This window comes from Janthinobacterium foliorum (genome assembly GCF_978021625.1).
In genome coordinates this window covers 117,903-143,756 of the sequence record NZ_CDXDQE010000015.1, presented here as the reverse complement: position 1 = coordinate 143,756, position 25,854 = coordinate 117,903, and the positions used below count along the sequence as shown (strand labels likewise).

Annotated in this window: 26 protein-coding genes; 15 read left to right on the top strand and 11 right to left on the bottom strand. The window is 65.5% G+C overall.

Annotation, left to right across the window (positions count from 1 at the left end; all coding sequences use genetic code 11):
• Positions 1–44 precede the first annotated feature (44 nt).
• Complete coding sequence (locus ACZ92H_RS25190; RefSeq protein ID WP_465051413.1) at positions 45–2,114, bottom strand: M13 family metallopeptidase; 2,070 nt, start codon at positions 2,112–2,114, stop codon at positions 45–47.
• A gap of 142 nt (positions 2,115–2,256) precedes the next feature.
• Between ACZ92H_RS25190 and ACZ92H_RS25185 the strand changes: the two genes are divergently transcribed.
• Together ACZ92H_RS25185 and ACZ92H_RS25180 are read left to right on the top strand one after the other, a co-directional pair.
• Positions 2,257–3,084 carry an HDOD domain-containing protein gene (locus ACZ92H_RS25185; protein ID WP_465051412.1) on the top strand — a complete coding sequence of 276 codons (828 nt, stop codon included), beginning with the start codon at positions 2,257–2,259 and terminating at the stop codon, positions 3,082–3,084.
• Between the two features lie 186 nt (positions 3,085–3,270).
• Entirely contained in the window at positions 3,271–3,567 is a 297-nt protein-coding gene (locus tag ACZ92H_RS25180; protein WP_131373922.1) for a flagellar protein FliT, read from the top strand.
• A 408-nt stretch (positions 3,568–3,975) separates the two neighbouring features.
• Here the strand turns inward: ACZ92H_RS25180 and ACZ92H_RS25175 are convergent, their stop codons facing one another.
• Positions 3,976–5,079 carry a type IV pilus assembly protein FimV gene (locus ACZ92H_RS25175; RefSeq protein WP_465051411.1) on the bottom strand — a complete coding sequence of 368 codons (1,104 nt, stop codon included), beginning with the start codon at positions 5,077–5,079 and terminating at the stop codon, positions 3,976–3,978.
• A gap of 172 nt (positions 5,080–5,251) precedes the next feature.
• On the opposite strand from ACZ92H_RS25175, the gene fumC reads away from it, so the two are divergent.
• The 3 genes from fumC (at position 5,252) to ACZ92H_RS25160 (ending at position 7,393) form a co-directional block, all read left to right on the top strand.
• Positions 5,252–6,646 carry a class II fumarate hydratase gene (fumC, locus tag ACZ92H_RS25170; RefSeq protein WP_131373924.1) on the top strand — a complete coding sequence of 465 codons (1,395 nt, stop codon included), beginning with the start codon at positions 5,252–5,254 and terminating at the stop codon, positions 6,644–6,646.
• Positions 6,647–6,742: 96 nt separating this feature from the next.
• Positions 6,743–6,964, top strand: coding sequence for an RNA-binding S4 domain-containing protein (locus ACZ92H_RS25165; RefSeq protein WP_034781865.1), 222 nt, complete (start codon positions 6,743–6,745; stop codon positions 6,962–6,964).
• A 144-nt stretch (positions 6,965–7,108) separates the two neighbouring features.
• On the top strand, positions 7,109–7,393 hold the full coding sequence (locus ACZ92H_RS25160) for a hypothetical protein (RefSeq protein WP_465051410.1): 285 nt from the start codon (positions 7,109–7,111) through the stop codon (positions 7,391–7,393).
• Here the strand turns inward: ACZ92H_RS25160 and bufB are convergent.
• The 8 genes from bufB to ACZ92H_RS25120 form a co-directional block, all read right to left on the bottom strand.
• The gene (gene bufB, locus ACZ92H_RS25155; protein ID WP_465051409.1) at positions 7,390–9,033 is read right to left on the bottom strand and encodes an MNIO family bufferin maturase; all 1,644 of its coding nucleotides are present in this window, start codon (positions 9,031–9,033) and stop codon (positions 7,390–7,392) included. The genes ACZ92H_RS25160 and bufB overlap by 4 nt on opposite strands.
• Positions 9,034–9,050: 17 nt before the next feature.
• Positions 9,051–9,347 (bottom strand): BufA1 family periplasmic bufferin-type metallophore, encoded by a 297-nt coding sequence (locus ACZ92H_RS25150; protein ID WP_131373927.1) that lies wholly within the window; start codon positions 9,345–9,347, stop codon positions 9,051–9,053.
• 285 nt (positions 9,348–9,632) lie between these two features.
• Positions 9,633–9,833, bottom strand: a complete 201-nt coding sequence (locus tag ACZ92H_RS25145) for a YjfB family protein (RefSeq protein WP_131373928.1) — start codon at positions 9,831–9,833, stop codon at positions 9,633–9,635.
• Between the two features lie 58 nt (positions 9,834–9,891).
• Entirely contained in the window at positions 9,892–10,416 is a 525-nt protein-coding gene (mobB, locus tag ACZ92H_RS25140; protein WP_131373929.1) for a molybdopterin-guanine dinucleotide biosynthesis protein B, read from the bottom strand.
• Positions 10,417–10,579: 163 nt separating this feature from the next.
• Complete coding sequence (locus ACZ92H_RS25135; RefSeq protein ID WP_465051408.1) at positions 10,580–12,058, bottom strand: alkaline phosphatase family protein; 1,479 nt, start codon at positions 12,056–12,058, stop codon at positions 10,580–10,582.
• Positions 12,059–12,177: 119 nt separating this feature from the next.
• Complete coding sequence (locus ACZ92H_RS25130) at positions 12,178–12,882, bottom strand: general secretion pathway protein GspB (RefSeq protein ID WP_465051407.1); 705 nt, start codon at positions 12,880–12,882, stop codon at positions 12,178–12,180.
• Position 12,883: 1 nt separating this feature from the next.
• Entirely contained in the window at positions 12,884–14,527 is a 1,644-nt protein-coding gene (locus ACZ92H_RS25125; RefSeq protein ID WP_465051406.1) for an ExeA family protein, read from the bottom strand.
• Positions 14,528–14,589: 62 nt separating this feature from the next.
• Positions 14,590–15,114: a hypothetical protein gene (locus ACZ92H_RS25120; RefSeq protein ID WP_131373933.1), complete on the bottom strand. Its 525-nt coding sequence runs from the start codon at positions 15,112–15,114 to the stop codon at positions 14,590–14,592.
• Between the two features lie 411 nt (positions 15,115–15,525).
• Between ACZ92H_RS25120 and ACZ92H_RS25115 the strand changes: the two genes are divergently transcribed.
• A complete protein-coding gene (locus tag ACZ92H_RS25115) occupies positions 15,526–15,792 on the top strand; it encodes a hypothetical protein (protein WP_131373934.1) in 267 nt (88 codons plus the stop codon).
• Between the two features lie 50 nt (positions 15,793–15,842).
• Here the strand turns inward: ACZ92H_RS25115 and ACZ92H_RS25110 are convergent, their stop codons facing one another.
• Positions 15,843–16,130 (bottom strand): hypothetical protein, encoded by a 288-nt coding sequence (locus tag ACZ92H_RS25110; protein WP_152285311.1) that lies wholly within the window; start codon positions 16,128–16,130, stop codon positions 15,843–15,845.
• Between the two features lie 348 nt (positions 16,131–16,478).
• Between ACZ92H_RS25110 and ACZ92H_RS25105 the strand changes: the two genes are divergently transcribed.
• The 9 genes from ACZ92H_RS25105 to ACZ92H_RS25065 all read left to right on the top strand — a co-directional run bounded on the left by ACZ92H_RS25105 (position 16,479) and on the right by ACZ92H_RS25065 (position 25,848).
• Positions 16,479–17,360 carry a glucosamine kinase nucleotide-binding domain-containing protein gene (locus ACZ92H_RS25105; RefSeq protein ID WP_131373935.1) on the top strand — a complete coding sequence of 294 codons (882 nt, stop codon included), beginning with the start codon at positions 16,479–16,481 and terminating at the stop codon, positions 17,358–17,360.
• A complete protein-coding gene (locus ACZ92H_RS25100; protein ID WP_070282815.1) occupies positions 17,354–18,088 on the top strand; it encodes a GntR family transcriptional regulator in 735 nt (244 codons plus the stop codon). Before ACZ92H_RS25105 ends, ACZ92H_RS25100 begins: the two co-directional genes overlap by 7 nt.
• Positions 18,085–19,197: an N-acetylglucosamine-6-phosphate deacetylase gene (gene nagA, locus ACZ92H_RS25095; RefSeq protein ID WP_131373936.1), complete on the top strand. Its 1,113-nt coding sequence runs from the start codon at positions 18,085–18,087 to the stop codon at positions 19,195–19,197. Before ACZ92H_RS25100 ends, nagA begins: the two co-directional genes overlap by 4 nt.
• The gene (locus ACZ92H_RS25090) at positions 19,187–20,200 is read left to right on the top strand and encodes an SIS domain-containing protein (protein WP_131373937.1); all 1,014 of its coding nucleotides are present in this window, start codon (positions 19,187–19,189) and stop codon (positions 20,198–20,200) included. Before nagA ends, ACZ92H_RS25090 begins: the two co-directional genes overlap by 11 nt.
• 130 nt (positions 20,201–20,330) lie before the next feature.
• Entirely contained in the window at positions 20,331–21,590 is a 1,260-nt protein-coding gene (locus ACZ92H_RS25085; protein WP_465051405.1) for an ABC transporter substrate-binding protein, read from the top strand.
• A gap of 7 nt (positions 21,591–21,597) precedes the next feature.
• Positions 21,598–22,467: a carbohydrate ABC transporter permease gene (locus ACZ92H_RS25080; RefSeq protein ID WP_131373939.1), complete on the top strand. Its 870-nt coding sequence runs from the start codon at positions 21,598–21,600 to the stop codon at positions 22,465–22,467.
• Between the two features lie 13 nt (positions 22,468–22,480).
• A complete protein-coding gene (locus ACZ92H_RS25075) occupies positions 22,481–23,329 on the top strand; it encodes a carbohydrate ABC transporter permease (protein ID WP_465051404.1) in 849 nt (282 codons plus the stop codon).
• Positions 23,326–24,426 (top strand): glycoside hydrolase family 3 N-terminal domain-containing protein, encoded by a 1,101-nt coding sequence (locus ACZ92H_RS25070; protein ID WP_465051403.1) that lies wholly within the window; start codon positions 23,326–23,328, stop codon positions 24,424–24,426. Before ACZ92H_RS25075 ends, ACZ92H_RS25070 begins: the two co-directional genes overlap by 4 nt.
• Positions 24,427–24,498: 72 nt before the next feature.
• Positions 24,499–25,848 carry an MFS transporter gene (locus ACZ92H_RS25065; RefSeq protein ID WP_465051402.1) on the top strand — a complete coding sequence of 450 codons (1,350 nt, stop codon included), beginning with the start codon at positions 24,499–24,501 and terminating at the stop codon, positions 25,846–25,848.
• Positions 25,849–25,854: the final 6 nt, after the last annotated feature.

Genomic DNA, 25,854 nt, shown 5'->3' with positions numbered 1-25,854 from the left:
CATTTTACGGCGCCGGCGCGCTGCGCGTCCGGCACCGTCCATGACTACCAGACGCGCACGCGCTGCTCCGGCGCCAGGTACAACTGCTGGCCCGGCTGCACGCCGAAGGCCGGATACCAGGCGTCGAGGTTGCGCACGCTGGCGGCACGGTATTGCGCCGGCGCATGGCCATCCGTGAGGATCTGCTGGCGCGCCGCCGCTTCGCGCGCCTTGCTGCGCCAGCTGATGCCATAGCCCGTGAAGAAGTCGCGGTCCGCCTCCGCCTGCACCGGCTTGCCTTGCTGCGACAGGGTGAACGCATCGTGCGCGGCCGCCACGCCGGCCAGGTCAGCCAGGTTTTCGCTCAGGGTCAGCTGGCCATTCACGGCCAGGTCGGGAAACGGCTTGTAGGCGGAAAATTGCGCCACCAGTTGCTTGGACGCGGCCTGGAAATGCGCCAGGTCGGCCGGCGTCCACCAGTCGCGCAGCTTGCCCTGGGCGTCGAACTGCGCGCCCTGGTCGTCAAAACTGTGGCTGATCTCGTGGCCGATGGTGGCGCCGATGCCGCCATAGTTGGCCGCATCGGACGCTTGCGGGTCGAAGAAGGGCGGCTGCAGGATGGCGGCGGGGAAATTCAAGGCGTTTTGCAGCGGCAGGTTGACGGCATTGACCAGCTGCGCCGGCATGGCCCAGGCCTTGCGGTCGGGCGGCGTGCCCAGCTTGGCCAGCGCCTGCCGGTAATGGAACTGCTCCGCCCGCTGCGCATTGCCCAGCGCATCGCCGCGCACCACGCGCAAGCCCGCGTAGTCGTCCCAGCGTTCCGGGTAGCCCACGCCCACGTACAGGGTCTTGAGCTTGTCCTGCGCCTGCGCCTTGGTCTGCGGCGCCATCCAGTCCAGCTTGTCGATGCGGCGCGAGAAGGCGGCAACGATGTTCGTCACCATCTCCTGCACGCGCGCCTTCGATTCAGGCGGGAAATAACGTTCCACATACAGCTTGCCGACGGCATCGCTGAGGGCCGCGTTGGTTGCCGCCAGCGCCCGTTTGCTGCGCGGCGACTGCTGCGGCGTGCCGCTGAGAGTCTGGCCATAGAAGGCGAAACGCTGAGCGGCCGCCGCTTTCGGCAAGGTCGTGCTGAAATGATTAATCGTATGGAAGGCGAGGAAATCCTTCCACGTGGCCAGCGGCACGCTTGCCACCAGGGCCGCGCTGCCCGTCATGGCCGTCGGATGCCAGACGATGAAGTCCTGTTGCGCGCCCAGGCCGGCCGCCTGGAAGAAGACCTTCCAGTCCAGGCCCGGTGCCTTGCTGGCGAAGTCGGCCGCGCGCCAGGGGTTGTTCCCCTTGGCGACATCGGCCGAATCCTCGCGGCTGGCGTGGCTTGCGGCAATTTTCTGCTCCAGCGCAAACACGCGCGCGGCGCGGGCCGGCGCATCGCCGTAGCCAGCCATGGCAAGCATGGCGGCGATATGCGCCTGGTAGCCCGTGCGCAAGCCCTGCATGCGCGCGCTGTCGCTCTGGTAAAAGGCGCGGTCAGGCAAGCCCAGCCCGCCTTGCAGCAGATAGGCCACGTTGCGCGTGGTGTCGTTCAAGTCCTGTGCCACCCACAGGCCGAACAGGTTTTCCGTATAAAAATTGGTGGAGTTGAGCGGATCGACATCGGCCCGCAAGCTTTCGCCCAGCGCCCGCGCCAGTCCGGCCTGGTCGCGCACGGCATCGATTTTCTTCAGCAGCGGCTTGATCGGCGCCCAGCCTTTCGCTTCGATAGCCGATTCGTCCATATAGGTGCGGTAAAAATCGCTGACCTGGCGCGCGCCAGCGTCCGCCTGTTGCGTGGCGGACAAGCCTTCGACGAGGCCAATGATGCGCTCGTTGGTGGCGTTGGCCAGCATGGCGAACGAACCCCAGCTGCTGCGGTCGGCGGGAATCTGCGTGCTGCGCATCCAGTCGCCATTCACGTAGTCATAGAAGTCGTCGCCGGGCAACGCTTTCGCCGGGACGGCGGCGGGAGCGGAAGCCGCCCCATCCTGGCCGTGCGCGTGGGCTGGCACGCTGGCCAGGGTGGCGCCCGCCAGGACGAAGGCGATGGCAGCCTGGACTGGCGTTTGGCGCCAGGAAAAACGCAAACCGTGCATGGTGATCCTTTCGATGGAATAGCCAAAATCATAGCCTGTTTCCCGTGAAAAAAGCGTGCGTGATCTTTTTTGCATGAGAACAAAAAATCGGCATATAGTTTCACGACCCATACCGTGCCGCGCGAACGCCAAGGAGATTGCCATGCAACTGGAAGCGCTGTTCCAGCATCCCCATGCCCTGCCTACCGCCCCGAAGATCGTCGATGAACTGGTGCGCAGTTTCGACAACCCCGCCATTTCCACGGAAGACATCGCCCGCAAGCTGGGCGCGGACCCGGCCCTGAGCGCCAAGCTGCTGCGCCTGGCCAATTCCGCCTATTACCACGTGTCGCGCAGCATCGGCACGGTGGAAGACGCCGTGCTGATGCTGGGCTTTGTCACCGTGCGCACCCTGGTCATCAGCTCGGGCCTGGTCAGCGGTTTCAAGGCCGTGCCCGGCTTGAACTTGCCGCAATTCTGGCGCTACAGCCTGCACAGCGCCGTCTCGGCCCGCTGGATCGCCAGGCAGACGGGCGACAACCAGGAGCTGGCCTTTACCATCGGCATGATGCATGCGATCGGCCAACTGGTGATCCACGCCGCCATGCCCGAGCAAGCCATGCAGCTCGACAAGATCGCCCCGCCCTTCGATGCGCGCCGGCTCGATGCGGAACGGGTCTCGCTGGGCTACAGCTATGCGGACGTGGGCGCCGAACTGGCGCGGCGCTGGAAATTTCCCGCCGCCTTTGCCGACGCCATCGCCGCCTTTCCCGACCCGCTGGCGAAAACGCCGTTGAACCGCCTGGCCGCCATCGTCCACCTGGCCGCCTGGCGCGCGCGCATTGATGAAAATCAGCTGAGCAATGAAGAAATCATCGCGTGCTATCCCGGCGAGGTGGCTGAAGCGCTGGGCTTGCCGCCGTCCGTGCTGGTCGACAAAATGCCGCCGCCCGCCGAATTGAGTGCGGGACTGGAAGAACTGGTCAAATAAGGCCGCCGCCCGCCGGCATCGCCGCCTGCCATCCCGGCATCCATGTGGCCTGGCGGGCGATGCGGGCGAGCTTCGGAAAATAAGCCAAATTATTTTCACTTTTTTTCAAAAACACCCTCAAGTTCCCCGTGAAGCTGCCGTTAATCTGGACAAGCGGTAATCCATTCACTAGTTACGGGTGTGCTCATGACCTCCAACGACGTTCTCTCGATGTACGAAAATATTGCAGGAATGACCAACAAAATGGTCGTGGCCGCACGAGCGAGTGACTGGGATGGCTTGAACACGCTGGAAAACCAGTGCGCCAGTGCCGCCAGCCCTACCCTGCCGGGCAATGTGCCTGCCCTGGCCGGCGCCGCGCGCATGCGCAAGATCGACCTGCTCAAGCAGATCCTGGCGAACGACCGCGAAATCCGTACCATCACGGAACCGTGGATGGCGCAGATGGCCAGCGCCATGCCGGCAGCCCGCGCCAATATGTAAGATTGCCGCAGCAGAAAACAGAAAAGCACCCGCGGGTGCTTTTTTTACGTCTGCCGCCATGCCCTTGCCGCGTATCTGTTGCTGTTCGCGGCGTCCAGGACATGGAGGGGAATGTGGAAGGCGAACCCCAGGTATCTCCTGGCGTCGCCTCGCTGCCGGTTGCATCCGGCGTCCGCGAGCACATCGTTGGCATCGCAGACCGCTTCCAGCCCCAGGCGTTTATGCAACGCTACACCTGTTTGCCGCGCCACACTATCGTTGGTGACTGCGCCAGGCAGGAGCTGTTTTGTCGTAGAGCAAGTCCACTGAATTAATTATATCGCCATCTTTGAAAAATAGGCAACGCTATTGGCAAGCGTTTCCATGTATTTTTTCAATATCTTTTTTCATATCAAATCACCGCAGCGCTTAACGCGAAAACGGCTCCGCTTCCGGCTCGCGCTCCCCGGACTCTTGCCTTGCCTCCGTCAGGACGGGCGGCGCCGGCTTGCGGCGGAAGGGCTTGCGCAGCAGCACCCAGTATTTCGACGGCGCCGCCGCCTGGCCCGCCTCCTTGCGCTTGCGCAAGAGATACACGATCACGGCTGTCAGCAGCAGGAAGGCCAGCGTCCCGATGCCCAGCCACAGCAAGCCATTGCCGCCCGCCTTCTTCTCCTTCTCGCCCGCCGCCGGCACCAGGGGCTTGGGCTTGGCATGCTGAGGCTGCGGCACGGCTGGCGCGGCGGCAGGCAAGGCGGCCGTCGTGACAGGTTGCGCCAGCGCCTTTTGCAGGGCGCCGATCTTGCCTTCCAGTTCGCCCAGCTTGTCATTCAGGGCCGCGTTCTTCTGGTCCAGCGCCACGCAAGCTTCAGCCTGGGCCGCATCCGCCTGCGGCGCGCAGGCCGCCACGGGCACGGCCGGACGGCGCAGCGGCGGCGGGCCCACCGTCGCGGGCGGGCGGATGACGGCGGCGGCTGCCCTGGGTGCGGCTGGCGGCGCCACGAAGACGGCAGGCGGGCGCAGCATGCCTTCCGCGCGGGCGCGGGCCGCCAGCATGGCGGCATCCGGCGGCGCGGCAAGCGACGGCGCAGGCCTGGCCGGCGCGACAACCACCAGGGAAGGCGGCGGCGGTGGCGCCGGCGTCAGCCACAGCGTTGCCAGGCGCACGATGGCGGCGTTGCCATTGCCCAGCAACAGATACAGATGCACGTGAGCCGCCTGGATCGCTTGCTGGGTAGACACGCGCACGTAGCGGTGCCCGCCCCGCTCCAGCGGCGTGATGGTCAATGTGCTCAGGGCCGCATCCATGCCGATGCCGCCGCCGCGGTACACGTCGGGCGAAGCCAGGCGCACGGCCACGCCGTTGGCCTCCTCGGGCGCCAGTGCCGTCAGCTCGATCTCGGCCTGCAAGGGCTGGCCCACATGCGACTGTACCGTCATCTCGCCCAGTTCGGCCGCCATAGCCGGCGGCAAGGCCAGGCTGGCGGCGGCGCACGCGATCAGGGTCGAATGGAAAAAGGCGCTACGGGGCATGGGCTGATCGCTTTGATAACAGGGTAAATAAACGGGACTCGCTCATCTTTAACGGCAGGAAAGCGTAAAAATAGAGAGGGAATGCTGGAGAAATGATGCAATACAGCATCATCCTGTGCCTTTTTGGCGTCTGGAGTACACTCGATCCACCTCCATCGATGAAAGGGATGCCATGAGTAGCAGAATCGAACGCGACAGTTTCGGCCCGATCGACGTACCCGCCGACCGGCTGTGGGGAGCGCAAACGCAGCGCTCGCTCGAACATTTCCATATCTCCACGGAAAAGATGCCGCCCGAACTGATCGCCGCCCTGGCCACCGTCAAGCGCGCGGCCGCCCACGTCAACCTGGACCTGGGTTTGCTGGATGGCAAGAAGGCCGTGGCCATCACGCAGGCAGCCGACGAAGTGCTGGCCGGCAAGCATGACGGGGAATTCCCGCTGGCCGTCTGGCAGACGGGCTCGGGCACGCAGAGCAATATGAACATGAATGAAGTGCTGGCCAACCGTGGTTCCGAGCTGATCGGTGGTCTGCGGGGCGCCGAGCGCCTGCTGCACCCGAACGACGACGTCAACCTGGGCCAGTCCTCGAACGATATCTTTCCCACTGCCATACATGTGGCGGCGGCAGTGGCCGTCGCCAACACCGTCCTGCCGCCGCTGCGCCAGCTGCGCGCCACGCTCGATGCGAAAGCCGCGGAATTTGCCGACATCGTCAAGATCGGCCGCACCCACTTGCAGGATGCGACCCCGCTGACCCTGGGCCAGGAATTTTCCGGCTACGTGGCGCAGCTGGACTTTGCCGAGCACATCATCACGGCTGCCTTGCCGCCGCTGCTGCAGCTGGCTGCCGGCGGCACCGCCGTGGGCACCGGCTTGAATGCCCACGTGGAATTTGCCGACCGCATCGCCGCCGAACTGGCACGGCTCACCAAACAGCCTTTCGAGACGGCCAGCAACAAGTTTGCCGCGCTGGCCGCGCACGACGCGCTGGTGGCCGCCCATGGCGCGCTGAAAACCCTGGCCACGGCGCTGATGAAAATCGCCAACGACGTGCGCTGGATGGCATCCGGCCCCCGCTCGGGCCTCGGCGAAATCACCATCCCCGAAAACGAACCGGGCAGCTCCATCATGCCGGGCAAGGTCAACCCCACCCAGTGCGAAGCGCTGACCATGCTGTGCTGCCAGGTCTTCGGCAACGACGTCGCCATCACGGTGGGCGGCGCCTCGGGCAATTTTGAATTGAATGTCTTCAAGCCCCTGATCGCGCACAACTTCCTGCAAAGCGCGCGCCTGCTGGGCGATGGCATGCGCAGTTTCGACGAGCATTGCGCCCACGGCATCGCGCCGAACCGCGAACGCATCGCCGAGCTGATGGAGCGCTCCCTGATGCTGGTGACGGCCCTGGCGCCGCATATCGGCTACGACAAGGCGGCACAAATCGCCAAGCAGGCCCAGCACGAAGGCACGACCCTGAAGGAGGCGGCGCTGTCCCTGGGATTTGTTACTGAAGAGCAATTCAGTGCCTGGATCGTGCCCCTGGAGATGACGCGCCCCAACAAAAGCTGAGGCTCTGCCTGCATCCCGGACGGCTTCATGTAAACTAACAACTTGGTTGACGCCGTCATCAAGTGTTGAAAACACATCATTGCAATAAGGGATACAATGCAAAAAGTAAGCTTTGATTTAACATCCGAGTTCGTCGAGCTGAACCAGCTGCTCAAGCTGGTCGGCCTGTGCGACAGCGGTGGCGCAGGCAAGGTCATGGTCGATAGCGGCGTGGTGAAGGTCGATGGCAAGAAGGAATTGCGCAAGACGGCCAAGATCCGCGCCGGCCAGGTCGTCAGCGTGGGCGATATCCGCATCACGGTCGTCGGCCCGGCATGATCCCCGCATGGGGCGCGCGAGCAGCCCCATGCGTCTTGCCCGTCATTCCGCCATCGGCTGCCTGATCAAGCTGCAACATGTCGTGATTGCCAGCGTTATTGCCAGCGTTGTGTCATTGAATATCGATTGCGGAAGGGAAGCGCCATGGACCATCCCGAACAAGGTACGCGCAGCCAGGAGCGCCTGATCGGCGACTTGCGCCAAGTCATAGAAAATGCGGAAGAATTGCTCCGCAACACAGACAAATACACAAGCACCCTGTACCAGAGCGCGCGCGCCAGGCTGGAGCTGGCCCTCGTCGCGGCCACTGCCGAACTTGCCCGTTTTGAAGAAGAACAAGTCACGCGCATGATGGACGCCACCTCGGCCGCCAATGCCCTGTACCAGGACCAGTCCGGCGAAGCACGCCTGCTGCGCGCCTTCGACTAGCCAGGCAATATTTCAACCAGCAGCCCATGCGCCAGCCACAGGCGCAACTGTCCGCCCAGGTCAAAATCCTCATCGCGCTCGAATGCCGCATCGAGCGCGGCGCCGAACGGCCGCCCCTGCTGCAGCAACCCCAGTGCCGCATGCGCGGCTGCATCCAGTGCCAGCACCTGCGCCTTCCAGCGGGGACGGCAAACCAGCGCATGGCTGGCTGCCTGCAGGTCTTGCGGAAACTCCCCCTGCCCGTCACCCTCCTGATGCGCCTGCCACAGGGCGGGCACTTGCCAGCGTGACGCCAGCAGGGTGCAGGCCGGATGCAGGGCCCAGCGGCTCGCTTCCAGCTGCTGCGGACTCAATGCGGCCAGCGCCTCGGGGCCCACGCCCTGCGCATCGGGCGCGTAGTGGGCCAGGTGCAAGGCCCATTCCAGGCGCGCCATGTCCGGCAGGTAGGGCAAATCCGCCACGTGCGGGAAGGTGGCGAGAAAATCGGCGAAACGGGCGCCAAACTGGTTCAAGTCGGGACTATCTGACGGATGCTCCCTGCCATACGCGCGCGCCAGGCCGGCAAAGAACTCCTCCCCCACCAGCGCCAGCACGACGGGATAGGCGTGGCCGAGGGTGCGGCGCCAGGTAGCATTCAATTGACCGCGGTACAGGCCGAAGCGCGCCGCCGATGCGGCCTCCTGGCCTTGCCACAGCCGGCCCGTGTCGCAGGCTGGATCAAGCAGGGCCGTGGCAAATGCCTGCTGGTCCGCGGCCAGCGCATCGCCGGACACGGGCGATGGCGCCGCCGCCAGCGTGCCTTGCCATGGAGAATGCGGCGCATGGCGCGCCAGCATCGTTTGCGCCTTGCCCGCCTCGCCCAGCAAGACATCGAGGGGCGGCAAGTCCGTATCCCATTCGATCAGGGTGGGCACCGCGCCGTAGCGCTGCAGGGCCGCCGCATACAGGTCCCAAACGGGTTCGGCGACGGTGGTGCCATGGTGGTCGACCACGGCGTGCGGCGTGACGAGGTGGCCCGCCAGGTGCAGCTCGCCCACGCTGCCGGGGGCGATGCACTGCAGGGCCGCCAGCGCATCTTCGCCGTGGTTGCACTGATTTACATACAGGTTATTGATGTCGAGCAGCAAGCCACAGCCGCTGCGGCGCGCCAGCTCGGCGAGAAATTGCGCCTCGCCCATGGCATCGTCTCGAAAACGCAGGTAAGTGGAGACATTCTCCAGCAAGATCGGTCTTTTCAAGGCATCCTGTACCCTGCCTACCCTGGCGCACAGCAAGTCCATGGCCGCGCCATTCAAGGCCAGCGGCAACAGATCATTGAGTTGCTGATGCGCCACGGCGCCCCAGCACAGGTGCTCCGATACCATGGCCGGCTCGATGCGCTGCACCAGCGCGCGCACGCGCTGCAAGTGCGGCTCGGAAAAACCGCGGGCCGAGCCCAGGCCCAGGCCCACGCCATGCAGGCTGATGGGGTAGTCGCGCCGCAGGCTCTGCAGCACTTGCCAGTCCCATCCCGATGGCTGCAGATAGTTTTCGGTATGTACTTCCAGCCAGGCCACCTTGGGCCGCTGCGCAAGAAAGTCGCGGTAATGCCCGGCGCGCAAGCCGATGCCCGCGCCGGAAAGCGCGGAACCCGGCTCCACGATGTTGCGTGAAGTGCTTATGGCTGCGTGGCTGGCTTCGTGCCCTTGGCGGCCTTGACGGGCTTGAGCGAACCGCCCGCCTGCGTGCACGTACCCTTGGCAACATAGGCCCATTCCGTGGGCAGGTTGTCCGTGGCCGCCTGGCCCGCGCAGGAGTGCGCGCCATCGGACGAGGCGCAGTCATTCTGGCCAGCCTTGGCCACGCCGTAACATTTTTCCTTGTCACCTGGCGCGGGGCCATCATGGGCGGCCACGGTGGTGCTGGCGCAAATGCCGGCGAGGGCGGCGGCGACGAGAGCTTGACGTTTATTCATGGGTAATCCTCTGGCATGGTCGGGGTAATAGGAAATACGGCAAGGCGCCTGGCAACACTGCCGGCAGCCAGGAAGCAATGCACGTCATTCTACTGAATCGGCCGCGCCATGGCGAATAATGCTGCAGCCAAGGCCGCATGCGGCATGCCGATGGGGAGCCGGAGGAAGAGGATAAATGGGGAAAGGCAGCAAACGCGGTCAAAAAACAGCATGCGATGCCCACGCGCCACCGTGGCGAACGGTAGCGTGGGCATGGCTGGCGCCGCGATGGCGCCAGGGTACGGCTCAGGCAGTCGTGTTGATGCGGTTACCCAGGTGCGCCGGCAGACTCGCCGACGACTGCACTGGTGGCAAGGCTTCCAGCAAGGCGTTTGCCGTGGAACTCTGGATATCCTGGGCTTTCTTGAGGACGGTCAAGCCGACGGCTTGCCGCGTGCCTGTCTCCGCCATCGTGGTTGACAGTTGAGCAATGCTTCCGACGTCCATACGTTTCTCCAATGAGGTTCTACCCTTGTTAACGGACAACGATCACAAACCTTTAGCCTTATTTTTCCAGCCGCCGCAGCAGCCATTCCAGCACCAGTTCGCGCGCATTCAAGTCCAGCCATTGCACGCCGTCGCGCAAATCGGCGGGCGCGGGACTGTCGGAAGCCACGGCGATCACATGCGGATCGTGCGGATACAGGGGCGCCTGCCCCACTTCCGGCCGGAACACTTCCAGTTTCGGTATCGGGTCCGTCTTGAAACCCTCCACCAGGGTCAGGTCTGCCGGCCCCATGCGGGCCAACTGCTGCGCCAGGCTGGGCTCCGGCGCGCCGCGCAATTCGTGCACGATGGCAAAACGATATGGCGACGCCACCAGCACTTCCGCCGCGCCCGCGAGACGCAGGCGGGCGCTGTCCTTGCCCGGCGGTTCGAGCGCCAGGTCATGGTGGCTGTGCTTGACCAGATTGACGCGCAAGCCCCGCGCCGCCATTTCCGTCACCACAAATTCCAGCAGGGTCGTCTTGCCGCTGCCGGAGCGGCCAATCACACCGAGTACCGGGTGCGCGGGCATTGCATCGTGCATGGGTCATTCCTTGAGTGAGTATGGCCCATTATACGCAGCCACTCCCCCGCACAAGGGCACGTCGGCAGCCCCGCCCTTGCCCGGGCCGTGGCAGGTCAGGCATTTCGCAATCGGACAGGCAGCATGCGAAACACGCGGCTGCACCGCCGCTACGATCGCGCCATCAGCCCATGCCTTCGCCATCCGGCCTGCCGCCATCCCCTGCCACGCCCTGGCCAGCCACCCGGGCGGCCAGGCCGCCTTGCGCGGCGCCCTTGCCGCGCCGGCGCCGGGCGACCGACTGCGGCGCCGTCTTGCCATTTGCCGCCAGCGCATTCCTGGCCGTGCGGGCCAGTTGCCGGTGCGCGGCAATCGCTCCCGCCTCCTCATCGGACATGGCGGGCACCGTGGACACCGTGGCGGCATCCGCGCACGCCGCATCGCCAGCGGCCAGCGACGTGGCGAAGTCCATGGCGCGCAGATCGGCTTCCCACTGCGCGCGCTGGGCCTGCACGCTGGCGGGCACGGCGGGTGCGGCGCGTGGTACGGAAAGATGCAATATCGCGCCCAGGCCATTGGCAGCGGCCACGCGCGCGCCCATGTCGGGCAAGCTGCCGTCGGCGGCGCGGCAAAAACGCTGCAGGATGGTCTTGATGATGGAGGTGTGATCGTAGAGCTCGTGGCTGACGCTGCCGGCGGCGATCCATGGCGACACCAGCAGCATGGGCACGCGCACGCCGAACTGGCGAAACGCGGGATCGTCGTCGATGGCGGCGGGCGGCGGCACGTGGTCGAAGAAGCCCCCGTGCTCGTCGTAGCTGAGGATCAGCAGGGTACGCTGCCAGGCGGGGCCGCGCGCCAGCGCCTGGTACACCTGCGCCACCAGCGCCTGCCCCGCGCGGATGTCGGCAGGCGGGTGGTCATCATTGACAAAGAAATGCGGATCGATCCAGCTGACGGCGGGCAAGGTGCCCGCCAGCGCATCGCCGATGAAGCCATAGCGGCGCTGGCTGGAACCGAAGGGCTCGTAGAATTCGGACGAGCGGTAGTGGTCATCCGTCAGCGCCAGGCTCCACGGCTTCCAGGCGGAATAAAACTTCCAGCTGACCAGATTGCGCTCCAGCTGGCGCACGAACGATTTGTTCGCATACAGGGGCACGCGCTTGCTATCCTTGCTGCCGGCCGCCCTGCCGCTGATCGCATACAGGCGGTTCGGCCAGGTGGCGCCCGGCACCGAGCTATGGCAGCGGTCGCAGACGCAGAACTGCTGCGCCAGGAAGTCGTACATGGGCAGGTCGGTCCCGTTGTAGTAGCCCATCACCAGGTCGATATCCGGGTCGCCCGGATGCGTCTGCGCATAGTCGTCGACGAAGCCGCCGTTATCGTTCTGCAACTGCTGCGCCACCGACATGCCCGTGTGCGACGGGTCCTGCTGCGCACCGAACGCCGTGCGGCGCAGATGGTGCACGGGATAGGTGACGCCCGCATGCACGTTGGCATGGCCGGCGCGCAAGCCATCGATGTCGCTGCGCCCGCCTTCCAGGCTCAGGTAGCCCAGCATGTGGTCGAAGGAGCGATTCTCCATCATCAGCACGACGATGTGATCGATCTGCGCCAGGTTTCCCGGCGCCAGGTCAGCAGAGACAGATTCAGCAGCGGTCATCAGCACTCTCCGGCCGCGCGCACAGGCGCGGCAACCCTGGTTCGACCAGGCGCCGCCAGTATGGTTCAGCTAGCGGCGCCAGGCCTTGAGGCGCGACAAGTCAACCAGTTACAACCGCCTCAGTACGGCACGCGGTAGCGGTAACCCTTGAAGCTGAAAATGGCCGCCTTCGGCTGCAATTTTTCCAGGACCAGGCCTGGCGCCAGTTCTTCGCCCTCGTGGCGCAAGACCTTATCGATCAGCAACAGCCGGTCGGCCGGATTCTTCGAATAGATATAGCCGCCGATGGCGATCGGTGGAATCTGCCGCTGTATCGGCTCGGGCAAGTCGCGCATGCCGGGCACGGCCTCGTCGCCTGCCGGCGCGGGCGCAGGCACGGCAGGCATTGGCACTGGCGCTGGCATGGCCGGAGCGGGCACGACGGCGGGCGCCGGCGGCGCTTCGCGTTGCGGCGCAGGTTTCGCTCCAGGCAGGGGCGCAGGTGCGGCTGCCGGCGCCGTTACCGCTGCGGCCACCACGGGCGCCGCGATTGCTTGCGGAACCGGCTTCGGCGCAGCGGCAGGCGGCGTCGGGGGCGGCACCACTGCCGCCAGCACGGGGACCGGCGCAGGCACAGGCGCGGGGGCCTGCCAGGGCTGCCACCACAGCAAGGCGGCGGCCACGGCCAAGGTGATGCCGCCCAGCGCCAGCCAGACGGGGCCGCGCCGCGCGCTGCTGGCCGCCATGCCGCCCTGCAGCTGCACCTGTGGCGCATGGATCGAGGGCAATTCACCCAGCTGGCGCTCGGCCTGCGATTTTTTCAGTGCTTCGAGTATGTAAGACATCTTATTTCCCTGCCACCATTGCCGTCGCGGCAGGCGCGGACACGGCGGGAGCGGCGCCCGCCAGGCGCGGCTCCGCGTTATCGCCCAGCTGCATCAGGCGCATGAAAGTTTTCGGTCCCGCCAGGCCATCGGCCTTCAGGTTCTGGCTTTGCTGGAAGTCGCGCAGCAGGCGTTGCATCTCGGCATCGAGCGGCTGATTCGCCTGCGGCGCCGGCATGCCGTGCAGTTGCGCCAGGCGCTGCGCCAGCCAGTCCACGTCGGCCCCGCGGGCGCCCACGGGCACTTCGTCGCGCCAGTTGCGCGGCGCGCGCCAGAAGGTCGTGAAACCGCCATCGCTGCGCTGCGCCAGTTCCGCCAGCGGCAGGCTGTGCTGCTTGCCACCGATCGCCACGGTGGCCGTCTCGCCTTGCAGCCGGGTCAGCAGGGCCAGCTGTTCCTGGCCCGCCGGCTGGCGCAGCACCAGCATGGCGGGCCGGTCCAGCACGCGCAGTTCGGCGATGCCGCCACGGCTGGACAGGCAGCGCAAGCCTGCTTTGGCGGCAGCCTGGCACGCGTCGCCATCAGGCAAGTGTTCGCCCCACAGGATGGCCAGCTGGCGCAGCACGGCATTGCGGTCCGGCACGCTGGCAACGGCAGGCGCGGCGGCGGATGCAGGGACAGGTGCGGCCGCGGCAGCTGGCGCGGCGACCGCGACGGGCGCTTTCGCCACGGACGCCACGGCCGGTGCGCGTGGCATGAAATGCCAGGCCAGCGCGGCAGTCACGACGGCGCCGGCCAGCACGCCGCCGGCCACGTGCGGCCAGCGCAAGCCCTGCGCCGGCGCCTTGGCGCCCTCTTCCGCAAACACTTCCTCGGCGGCGCGGCGCAGGATCTGGCGCGTCACCTGCGGCTGGTTTTCCACGTAGGCGCCCAGCAGCGCACGGTCGCACAGCAAATTGATGCGGCGCGGCACGCCGTGGCTCAGCGCATGGATCTGCGCCATCAGGCGCGGCGCGAACGGCATCTGCGCCGTGCTGCCCGCCACGGCCAGGCGGTGATGGATGTAGCTGGCCGTCTCGTCAGCCGACAGGGAACCGAGGTGATAGCGGGCGATCACGCGCTGCGCCAGTTGCTCCAGTTCGGGGCGGGCCAGCATGGCGCGCAATTCCGGCTGGCCGATGAGGATGATCTGCAGCAGCTTGCGCTCGCTCGTTTCCAGGTTGGTCAGCAGGCGCAGCTGCTCCAGCACGGCGGCGGACAGGTTTTGCGCCTCGTCGATGATCAGCACATTGTTCTTGCCCTGCGCGTGGCTGGCCAGCAAATATGTATTGATGGCGTCGACATAGCCCTTCACGCTGGCAACCTCGGGCGCCAGGGCAATGCCGAACTCTTCGCAGATGGAATGCAGCAATTCCTCGACCGACAGTTTCGGATTGAAGATATAGGCCAGCTGGCAATTCTCGGGGATCTGCTCCATGAAACAGCGGCACACGGTGGTCTTGCCGGCGCCGATTTCGCCCGTCAGCAGGACGAAGCCGCCGCCGCTGCCCACGCCGTACAGCAGGTGCGCGAGCGCCTCGCGGTGGCGGTCGCTCATGTACAGGTAACGGGGATCGGGGGCGATCGAAAACGGCGATTGCTTGAGCTGGAAATAATGCGTGTACATGGAGACCCTGCGGTGGAACGATCAAAATACGCTGCAGCAAGCTGGTTCGGCAAGCCAGGGGCTTACCGCGTTTGCGCGGGCGGCAATGGCTTGTATTTGGCGCAATAGACTTTAGCCTTGCTACGGAAGTAGACGATTTTACTGCCAGGCACGGAACCACGGACAGGAAAGGCGGAATTATCCAGCTTGCTGAAGCGCATGCCCGAGGCGCTGCGGATGGCCGGTTCCAGCTTTTCCGGCGTCGTGTCCGCCACCACGCCCATGAAGACGAGGGGACTGGTATCGTCACTGACGATCACATCGGTAACGGGCGCGCCCCACAGGCTGGCATCCGTGCGGAACCAGTAGGCGCCGCCCTCGTGCTTGTAGGCGGGACCGAAGGCCGTCAGCAGATACGCATAAAAAGCCTTGTTGTCGATTTGGTCGACGCACAGCACGGCATTGCCCACCACTTGCCCGAATGTCGTCGGCGGCGGCTTGGCCTGCGCCAGCACGCCGGAGACGGGCGCGCCAGCGCCCAACAGGGCCAGCAAGCCCAGCAGGGCCGGCGCGCGCCATGGCCGCATCAGGAAACGGCATGCACGCATGATCAGCGTTTGCGCTCTTCTTTCTTGACCTTCTTGGCTACCTTCTTTTCCTTCATGGTCTTGGCCGGTTCTTTCTTGGCTTCTTTCTTGCTGTCCTGTGCCTTGCTCATTATCTACTCCATGCCTGGGCGGGGATGCCGCAACCATTATGACACCGCCCCATGAAAATGCCACGTCATTTCCCAGGTGCAACGGAAGCGGTGCGGCAGCGCGCGCGGCCCGCATGCACTTATGTGAAAAAAGACGTTTGCATTTTCACTTTATTATGTTTTAATACACGCACTTTATAAAAAGATATCTTTCCAGTGCAGCTGACTGCGCGCTGGCACCAAGCATACAACTGGGGACAGGAACTGGCCGGCGTGCGTCGCGACCAGGTGGAATCAGTGCAGCCTTGGACAAAGACCTACCATGATGAGAACAATGATCTTGCTGAGCGCGGCCCTGTCGTTCTGGGCCAGCGCCCATGCCGGCGCGGCGCAAGCACCCGGCACCCGGAGCGGCTACCAGGCAGCAAATTCCGCCGCCATACAACTAGCTAGCTTTCAAGCGCCGCGCAGCGCGCTGCGCGCGCGCATTCCGCACGAGCCGAGCACCTATTCCCTGCTGCTGGTCGCCGTTGGATTGCTGAGCCTGCGCATGCACACCCGCGTCAGCAGCGAAAAGTTCAGTCTCTGACGTCAAAACGGCCGCGCAAGGCGGCCGTTCCGGTCACACCGCAGGCGTGATCAATGCAGGCACAGGCGGCGGCGGGTCTTCTCGATCAGCGCCGCATCGTAGGGATACAGGTTCTCGATAAAGAACAGTTCCGTTTCCGCTTCATCTTCCAGGCACATCTCGATCATGACCGGGCCATCGCTTTCGCGGCCCAGGAAATCCTTCGGCCAGCGGTTCTTGCGGTGCGTGCGCATCAATTCCACGCCCAGCGCGGCCAGCGGCGCCGACACGCCAGCGGCCAGCGCCTCTTGCTGCCAGTCGTCCCAGTACGCGCTCTTTGCTGCCTTGTCGTTCATCATGCTCTTCCAACTCAGGTGTAAAAGGCGGACTCTACTCTTGATGGCCGGGCTTGCCAAGCATGCGTGAAAGCAATATCACGCGCCCATGCGTGTACCACTTGAGAAAAATTGGCATTAAACAAGGCCAATTTTAATACCATTTACCATAAAGAAAAAACCCTTCAATAACAACAACTTAAACACATTCCCAAGGCCAGCCCCGCAGCGCCTTTACACCAATTTACAATACCACTTAAATACCTGTTGACAAGCCATCGAGGCAACAATATAGTGCCTTCAGCTTTTTCGCCGCCCGACAAATAAAAACCCGAGACAGGCGCAATCAACCATAAGCCGGACTGCAAACACATGATCGAATACATAATCGGCGTCGACGGCGGGGGCAGTGGCACCCGTGTACGCCTGGCGCGGCCGGATGGCCAGGAACTGGCCCAGGGCCAGAGCGGCCCGTCCGGCCTGGCGCATGGCATCGACCGCGCCTGGACTTCTGTGGCGCATGCCGTCACCCTGGCCTTCCGCGCCGCCGACCTGGAACAGCCGTCCCTGCAGCGCATGGCCATCGGCCTGGGCCTCGCTGGCGTGCACAACAAGCAGTGGGCCGCCAGTTTCGTCGAACACAATCCCGGATACGCCCATGTGGCGCTCGAATCGGATGCGCTGACCACCCTGCTGGGCGCGCATGCGGGCGAACCGGGCGCCATCGTGGCCATCGGCACGGGCAGCGTGGGCGAAGTGCTGCATGCCGACGGCAGCCGCCAGGAAGTGGGCGGCTGGGGCTTCCCCACCGGCGACGAAGCGGGTGGCGCCTGGATCGGCATGCGCGCCATCAACCACGCGCAGCAAGTGGTTGACGGCCGCGTGCCCGGCAGCGCCTTTGCCACCGCCATCATCCACGCCTGCGGCGGCCAGCGCGACGCCATGCAGGTGTGGCTGGCGGCTGCCAGCCAGACCACCTTCGCGCAGCTGGCGCGCCTGGTGCTTGAACACGCCCCCAGCAATGCCGTGGCGCGCGCCATCCTCGTCGAAGCGGGCCAGCAGGTAGCGCTGATCGCCAGGGCGCTCGACCCGGCGGGCAGCTTGCCGGTGGCCCTGTGCGGCGGCCTGGCGGCGCCATTGTCGGCCTACCTGCCGGCGGAATTGTTGAAACTGGTCGTGCCGGCACAGGGCGACTCGGCGGCAGGCGGCCTGCGCCTGATACGCAAACACTTGCGGGAGCCATCGCCATGCTAGCCAAACTGTCGGCCTTCAAACCCAATCCCGCCAGCGACACGCCGCTCTACATGCAGCTGGCGAACATGCTGTCGGACGGCATCGCCAGCGGCGACTGGCGCGCCAACCAGGCCTTGCCTTCCGAGCGCGTGCTGTCCGACATCCTGGAAATTTCCCGCGTCACGGCGCGCAAGGCCATCGACATGCTGTGCGACCGGGGCATGCTGACGCGCAAGCGCGGTTCGGGCACGTATATCACGCCGAAACTGGAACAGCCGCTGTCGCGCCTGACCAGCTTTTCGGAAGAACTGCGCCAGCGGGGCTTCACGGCCGGCTCGCGCTGGCTGCAGCGCGACATCGGCGCCGCGGCGCCGCTGGAGCTGCTGTCGCTGGGCCTGTCGCCGCACATGCCGGTGGCGCGCCTGCGCCGCCTGCGCACGGCCGACGAAGTGGTGATGGCGATCGAGACCACCACCATACCCGCGCTGTACATGCCGGACCCGCAGCAGGTCACCGATTCGCTGTACGGCTACCTGGAATCGCGCGGCACCATCCCGATGCGCGCGCTGCAGCATATCCGCGCCGTCAACGCCACGGCGGAACAGGCCAAGCTGGCCAATATCAAGACGGGTGAAGCCATGCTGCACATCACCCGTGTCAGTTATCTCGACAACGGCGCGGCGGTGGAACTGACCCACTCGTATTGCCGCAGTGATTATTATGAATTCGTAGCGGAGTCGCGCAGATGAGCAGCACAATCAAAGGCAATATCCTTACCCCCGGCGGCTGGATCCACGGCGCCATCGCCTTCGGCGAAAGAGTCGACAGCATCGAGGGCGGCTCCGTCCACCCGTCGACCAACAGCGACGACTACATCCTGCCCGGCTTCATCGACCTGCACGTGCATGGCGGCGCCGGCAAGGACATCATGGAAGGCGGCGAAGCCGTCTACGCCATCGCCGCCATCCATGCGCGCCACGGCACCACCAGCCTGCTGGCCACCACCATGACGGCGCCGCCGGAAGACATCGACATGGCCCTGACGGCCATCGGCGCCGCCGCCAAGGACCGCCGCCCGAACACGGCCCGCGTGCTGGGCGCCCACCTGGAAGGCCCGTACATCAATTCCGGCAAGCTTGGCGCGCAGCCCAACTACGCGCGCGCCGCCACGCTGGCCGAGATCGAGCGCCTGCAAACCCTGGCCAAGCTGCGCGTCATCACCGTGGCGCCGGAAATCGCCGGCCACCTGGACCTGGTGCGGGCGCTGGCCGACGCCGGCGTGCGCGTGCAGATCGGCCACACGCTGGGTTCCTATGAAGACGGCGTGGCCGCGCTGGAACACGGCGCCATGGGTTTCACGCACCTGTTCAACGCCATGAGCGGCCTGCATCACCGCGAGCCGGGCATGGTTGGCGCCGCGCTGGCGCACGCCGAATACGCTGAACTGATTCCCGACCTGCTGCACGTGCATCCGGGTGCCATCAAGGTGGCCCTGCGCGCCATTCCGCGCCTGTACTGCGTCACCGATTCGACCGCCGCCACCGGCATGCCGGACGGCGAATACATGCTGGGCCGCCACGCCGTGCAGAAATGCATGGGCGGCGTGCGCCTGCCTGACGGCACGCTGGCGGGCAGCACCCTGACCCTCGACCAGGCGCTGCGCAACCTGGTGGGACTGGGACTGGACCTGGCCGACGCGTCCAAGCGCGTGTCGACCAACGCCGCCGATTACCTGGGCCTGGAAGAACGTGGCCGGCTGGCCCCCGGTACTTACGCCGATCTGGTGGTACTCGATCGCGATCTCAAACTCAAAGCTGTGTATATAGAAGGAGAAATCTGTGACCTCAATGATGCTTAAAGAAGCCATTTCCGCCGCCGAATGCGTCGCCCTGCAACTGGCCAGCGACACGGAACGCTACGCGGAACTGGGCCGCAAATTGAGGAGCACGTCGTTCTCGACCGCGCTGACCATCGCGCGCGGCAGCTCGGACCACGCCTGCAACTACGTCGCCTACCTGATCATGGCGCGCCTGGGCCGTGTCGTCGCCTCGCTGCCGATGTCGCTGGTCACGCTGAACAAATCGCCGCTGGTGACGCGCGACACGCTGGCCATCTCGATCTCGCAATCGGGCCAGAGCCCTGACGTGGTCGAACCGATCCGCTACTTCCGCGACGGCGGCGCCACCACCGTGGCCCTGGTCAACGATATCGAGTCGCCGCTGGCGCACGCCGCCGAATGGGCCATGCCCCTGCGCGCCGGCAAGGAACAAAGCGTCGCCGCGACGAAAAGCTTCATCACCAGCCTGGTCGCCGGCGCGCGCATGGTCGCGCAATGGCAGAACGATCCTGAACTGCAGGCGGGCCTGGAAGCGCTGCCCGAAGCGCTGCTCGAAGCGACCCGCGTCGACTGGTCGCCCGCCATCGACGTGCTGGCTCCTGCCCGCAACATCATGGTCGTGGGCCGCGGCATCAGCTTCCCCGTGGCGCTGGAGTCGGCGCTGAAATTCAAGGAAACCTCGGCCCTGCAGGCGGAAGCCTTCAGCGGCGCCGAAATCAAGCACGGCCCGATGGCGCTGATCGAAGACGGCTACCCGCTGCTGATTTTCGCCACGCGCGGCCCGACCCAGGCCGGCCTGCTGCAACTGGCCAGCGAAATGCGCGGCCGCGGCGCCAAGGTCCTGCTGGCGGCGCCAGCCGACGTGGCCGAGCGCGACCTGACCCTGCCCGTGTCGGCCACGCCGGATCTCGATCCGATCGTTGCCATCCAGTCCTTCTACGTGATGGCGGCAAAGCTGTCGGCCGCGCGCGGCATGGACCCGGATGCGCCACGCCACCTGAGCAAGGTAACAAAGACGAACTAAGTACTCCCCGGCCAGCCCGCCCCCGGCACGGGGCCGGCTGGCCGGCAAAACAAGAACATAAGCGACGGCAAGGGCATGTACCCGCGCTGCGGATTCATATAAACGTGGGGCCTTCCGCCCCAGGATAAAAATGACCATCAAGAGACTGTTGGCGGTAGTTGCCTGCGCGGGCCTGTTCGCGCCGCAGGCAGGCGCTGTCGAGAAAATCGAATTCTGGACCTTCAGCATGAAGCCCAAGTTCACGCCGTATTTCAATGCGGTGGTGGCGCGCTATGAGGCGCAGAATCCCGACGTCAGGATCGAATGGATCGACTTCCCGTGGGACGTCATCCAGACCAAGCTGGTCACGCGCATCGTGGCCGGCACGCCGCCCGCGCTGGTCAGCCTGAACGTGCCCTGGGCCGACGAATACGCGCGCGACGGCTTGCTCACGCCCGTCGATGGTCTGATCGCGCAGGCGCGCGCCAGCTACATTCCCAGCGCCCTGGAAGACCTGCGCTTCAAGGGCCACACCTATGGCTTTCCCATGTACAGCAATGTCGCGGTGATCGCCTTCAATACCGATATCTTCAAGCAGGCGGGCCTGTCGCGCGGTCCCGCCAGCCTCGACGAACAGCTGGCGTTCGCGCGCCAGATCGCGCAACGCACGGGCAAGGCCGGCATCGCGCCCGCCCTGTCGAAAATCGACGGCCTGTTCATGCAGCAGGGCCTGGCCGTCATCAGCGACAACCGCGCCGTCTTCAATTCGCCGCAGCACGTGGCGCTGGTGCAAAAGCTGGCCGACACCTACAAGGTGGGCGGCCTGCTGAAGGAAAGCCTGTTCGCCGAAGATAACTTCCCCGCCGTGATCGACGCCTACAAGGGCGGCCGCCTGGGCATGCTGCTGGCGCCGCCCACGGCCATGCAGCGCATCCGCGGCGATGCGAAGGACATCTACGCCATCACCGACGTGGCGCCCGCGCCGCTGGGCCCGACGGGCATCGCCGACGGCGGCTGGCTGGTGCACTTCGCCATTCCGAAGGGCGTGCCGGCGCGCCTGCTGCCGTCGGTCGGCAAGTTCGCGCGCTTCCTGACGAACGACGCCAACCAGCTGGACTTCGCCCGCCAGGCCAGCGTCTTCCCCACCACCGTCAAGGCGGCGGCCGACCCGTTCTTCCTCGCCACGCCGGCCAACGCGGGCGCGGCCGAAAAGGCGGTGGCCGCCGGCGCCATGTCGATGAATCACTCGCGCACCCTGTACGTGGCCGGCATCGGCGACTACGACGAACTGCGCCGCTCGCTGGTGAAAGCCGTTGAAGCGGGCGTGACGGGCAAGCAGGACGTGAAACAGGCGCTGGACCAGGCCGTCGCCATCTGGAACCGCAAGCTGGCCACCCTGCCGCGCCACTGAGGACACCATGAAACTCGCCCACCGCCACACCGCGCAAGCCTGGCTGTTCCTTGCCCCCGCCCTGCTGCTGCTGGCCGCCTTTTCCTTCTGGCCCGTCGGCTATGGCTCGGTGCTGGCCTTTACCGACTACAGCCTGATACGCGAGACGCGCTTCGTCGGCCTGGACAACTTCCGCTACATCTTCAATAACGAGATGTTCGTCTCGGGCTTGAAAAACTCGCTGATGTTTTTGCTGATGGTGCCTTTCGTGCAGGTGGGCGCCATCACCCTGGCCGTGCTGGTGAACAACCGCCTGCCCGGCATCCGCCTGTTCCGCGCCGCCTTCTACGTGCCCGTGGTGACCACCGTTTCCGTGGTCGGCATCATGTGGGGCTTCATGTTCCACGAACAGGGCGCGCTGAACTACGTGATGATGACATTAAGGCTGGTGAATGCGCCCGTGGGCTGGCTGTCGAACGACAGCCTGGCCCTGTTTGCCGTGATGTTCGTCACCCTGTGGCGCGGCCTGGGCTGGTACATGGTGATGTACCTGGCGGCGCTGCAATCCATCCCGTCGGACATGCAGGAGGCGGCCATGCTCGATGGCGCCAGCCGCTGGCAGCGCTTCTGGAAGATCACCGTGCCGATGCTGCGCCCGACCATCATGCTGTGCTCCATCCTGTCCGTGCTGGCAGCCCTGAAGGCCTACCAGGAAGTCGACGTGCTGACCCAGGGCGGGCCCATGAACTCCACCTTCACGGCGCTGTACTACGCCTACGACCAGGGCTTGAAGCATTTGAAACTGCCGCGCGCGCTGGCCGCCAGCTTCGTCGTATCGCTGTTCTGCATCGGCATCGCCCTGCTGTGCCTGCGCTACCTGAAACCCAAGCACCGCTGACAAGGGAGTGACCATGACCACCCGTTCCCGCCCATTGACAACGCGCCTGCAGCGCATAGGCCGATATGCCGGCCACTACGCCGTGCTGTGCGCGATTGCCGTCGTCTGCGTCTTCCCGTTCTGGTGGACGCTGGTGACGGCCATTTCCACGGAAGGCAATATCTTCGCCTTCCCGCCCACCTTCTGGCCCAGGGCGCCGTCGTTTGACAACTTCATCGAAGTGTTCAACGCGATTCCCATCTGGTCGTTCTTCAAGAACTCGGTGCTGATCGCCGTGTTTACCGTCTTCTGGAAACTGCTGCTGTGCTCACTGGCCGCGTATCCGCTGGCGCGCCTGAAGTTCCGCGGCCGCAAACTGGTGTTCGGCCTGATCCTCGCCACCCTGGTGCTGCCGTCGGAAGTGAACTTCCTCGTCAACTTCATCACCATCACGCAAATGAGCCTGGTCGACACCTACACGGGCGTGATCCTGCCCAACGTGGTGACGGCCGTGGCCATTTTGCTGCTCAAGCAGGCGTTCGAGGAAGTGCCGCAAGACCTGATCGATGCGGCGCGGGTCGATGGCGCGTCCGAGTGGGTCATCTTCAGCCGCATCATGCTGCCCCTGATCACGCCGTGGCTGGCCACCGTCGGCATCCTGACGGCCGTCGAATCGTGGAATGAATACATCTGGCCTTCCATCGTCATGAGCAAGCCCGATGAATTCCCCCTGTCGGTGGGCGTGCTGTATTTGCGCGGCACCTTCGGCAGCAGCACCCGCGTGATCGCCGCCGGCACCCTGATCACCATCGTGCCGACCCTGCTGGCCTTCCTGTTTACCCAGCGCTTCTTCATGCGCGGCATGGACGGCGCCGTCAAATGAGCGCCGCCATCGAGAACGACCTGCGCCTGCTGGCCGGGCAGCTGCTGATGACGGGCATCGCGGGCACCGAGCTCGATGCGGCCACGGCGCAGTGGCTGCAGCGCAGCGGTATCCGCGCCGTCTGCCTGCGCGCGGAAAACATCGCCGACAAGGCGCAGCTGCTGCGGCTCACTGCCGCGCTGCAGCGCGTGCTGGGCGCGCAGGCGCTGATCGCCATCGACACGGCAACCGCGACGCCCGCCTACCCGGCCTGGCTGCCCGTGCCGCCGACGGCCGCGGCCCTGTGCGCCGAGGGCGATGCCGGCCTGGCCTACGGCACGGGCGCCTGCGTGGCGCGCGCGCTGCGTTCGCTGGGCGTCAACTGGCACCTGGCGCCCCTGCTGAACTTGGCCCCGGCCAGTGCCGCGCCGGCCGCGCCGGGCGCCGAACACGCATTTGGCGGCGACCCCACGCATGCGACGGCGATGGCGATGGCCTGGATGGCCGGCAGCCAGTCCGAAGGCGTGGCCTGCTGCGCCAGGCTGTACATGCCCAGCAGCGCCGCGCTGTCCCTGCCGCAGGCCAGCCTGCCGACGGTGGCCAAGAGCCGTTCGCAGCTGGAGGAATACGATTTCGTGCCGTTCCGCCAGGCCACGGCGCAGGCAGCGTCGATGATGAGCGCACATGTGCTGTACCCTGCCCTGGACGCGGCACTGCCCGCCAGCCTGTCGCCGCGCGTGCTGCAGGATCTGGTGCGCGGGCAGTGGCACTACGATGGCGTGATCATCAGCGATGGCCTGGACACGGCCTGCGTGCGCGAACGCCACATGACGGGCGAGATCGCGCTGCGCAGCGTGACCGCCGGCAGCGACATGGCCATGGTGCTGGAACGGCCCGCCGCAGTCGCCGCGCTCGATGCCCTGGCCGGCGCGCTGGCCGCCGGGCGCCTGCCGCTCCAGGCGGTGGGGGCGCGCCTGGCGCGCCTGGCCACCCAGGCACGGCGCTATCCGGCCAAGGCGGAGAGCAACGTGCAGCATTACGTGCAGGAGGCGGCCGACCGCATCATCCTGGCCGAAGGCTGGCGCCGCTGCAAGGCGGCGCTGGCGCGGCAGCCATGAAACGCACAAGCGCAGACATAACAGCAGTACCTTCGCCATCGCCAGATGGCGCCATCACCCGAGGAAGTGTTCATGAACGACAAGAGCAGCAATAACAGCAAGAGCGCCCGCAGCCCCATCACCTGGGTGCCGACGCTGTATTTCGCCCAGGGCCTGCCGTTTTACGCCGTGGCCCTGGTGGCCGGCCTGATGTTCAAGAGCATGGGCGTGCCGAACGACCAGATCGCCCGCTGGACGGGGCTGATCGGCTTTGCCTGGGTCTTCAAGTCGCTGTGGAGCCCCTTCCTGGAGCTGGCCGCGAGCAAGAAGACCATGGTGGTGCTGTTCCAGTTCCTCGGCGGCCTGAGCCTGGGCATGATCGCGCTGGCCCTGCAAACGCCGCTGTGGTTCGCCGCCAGCATCGCCGTGCTGTTCGTCGCCGCGCTGGCGTCGTCGACGCACGACATCGTCTGCGACGGCCTGTATATCGCCAGCCTGTCCGACAAGCAGCAGGCGGCCTACGCGGGCTGGCAGGGCGCCTTCTTCAACGCCGGCAAGTTCATCTCGCTGGGCGGCCTGGTGATCCTGGCCGGCTACCTGGAGAAAAAAATCGGCATCCAGCCCGCCTGGTCGGTGATCTTCCTGATCATCGGCGCCATGATGCTGTCGCTGGCCGCATATCACCTGTGGGCGCTGCCGCAGGTGCGCAACGCCGCCGTGGCCGACAAGAGCGTGGCGGGCATCAGCCGCACCCTGTGGGACGTGCTGGTCGACTTCCTGAAAAAGCCGGGCATCTGGGGCATGATCGCCTTCATCATCCTGTTCCGCGCCGGCGAGGCGCAAGTGCAGACCATCGGCCCGCTGTTCCTGCGCGAAGCGCGCGAGCTGGGCGGCCTGGGCCTGTCGACGACGGAAGTGGGCGCCGTGTACGGCACGGCCGGCACGGTGGCCTTCCTGCTGGGCAGCATCGGCGGCGGCTACTTCACGTCCTGGCTGGGCCTGAAGCGCGCCATGTTCTTCCTGATCCTGGCCATGAACCTGCCGAACCTGGTGTTCTATTACCTGAGCCACAGCATGCCGACGGACCTGGCCCTGATCACGGCCGCGCTCAGCGTGGAAATGTTCGGCTACGGCTTCGGCTTCGTCGGCCTGATCCTGTTCATGATGCAGGTGGTCTCCGTGGGCAAATACCAGACGGCCCACTATGCCTTCGCCACCGGCGTGATGCAGCTGGGCTTCGTGCTGTTCAAGATGATCAGCGGCGACATCCAGACGGCGCTCGGCTACAAGAATTTCTTCCTGTGGGTACTGGTGTCGGCCATCCCCGTGCTGGTCCTGTCGCGCTTCATCCGCGTCGGGCCGAGGGAAGACGACGACCAACCTGACCTGACCAAGGCCGATGCCAAGGCCGGGTCGCCACAGACGCCAGCCAGCGCCAGCTAGGATAGA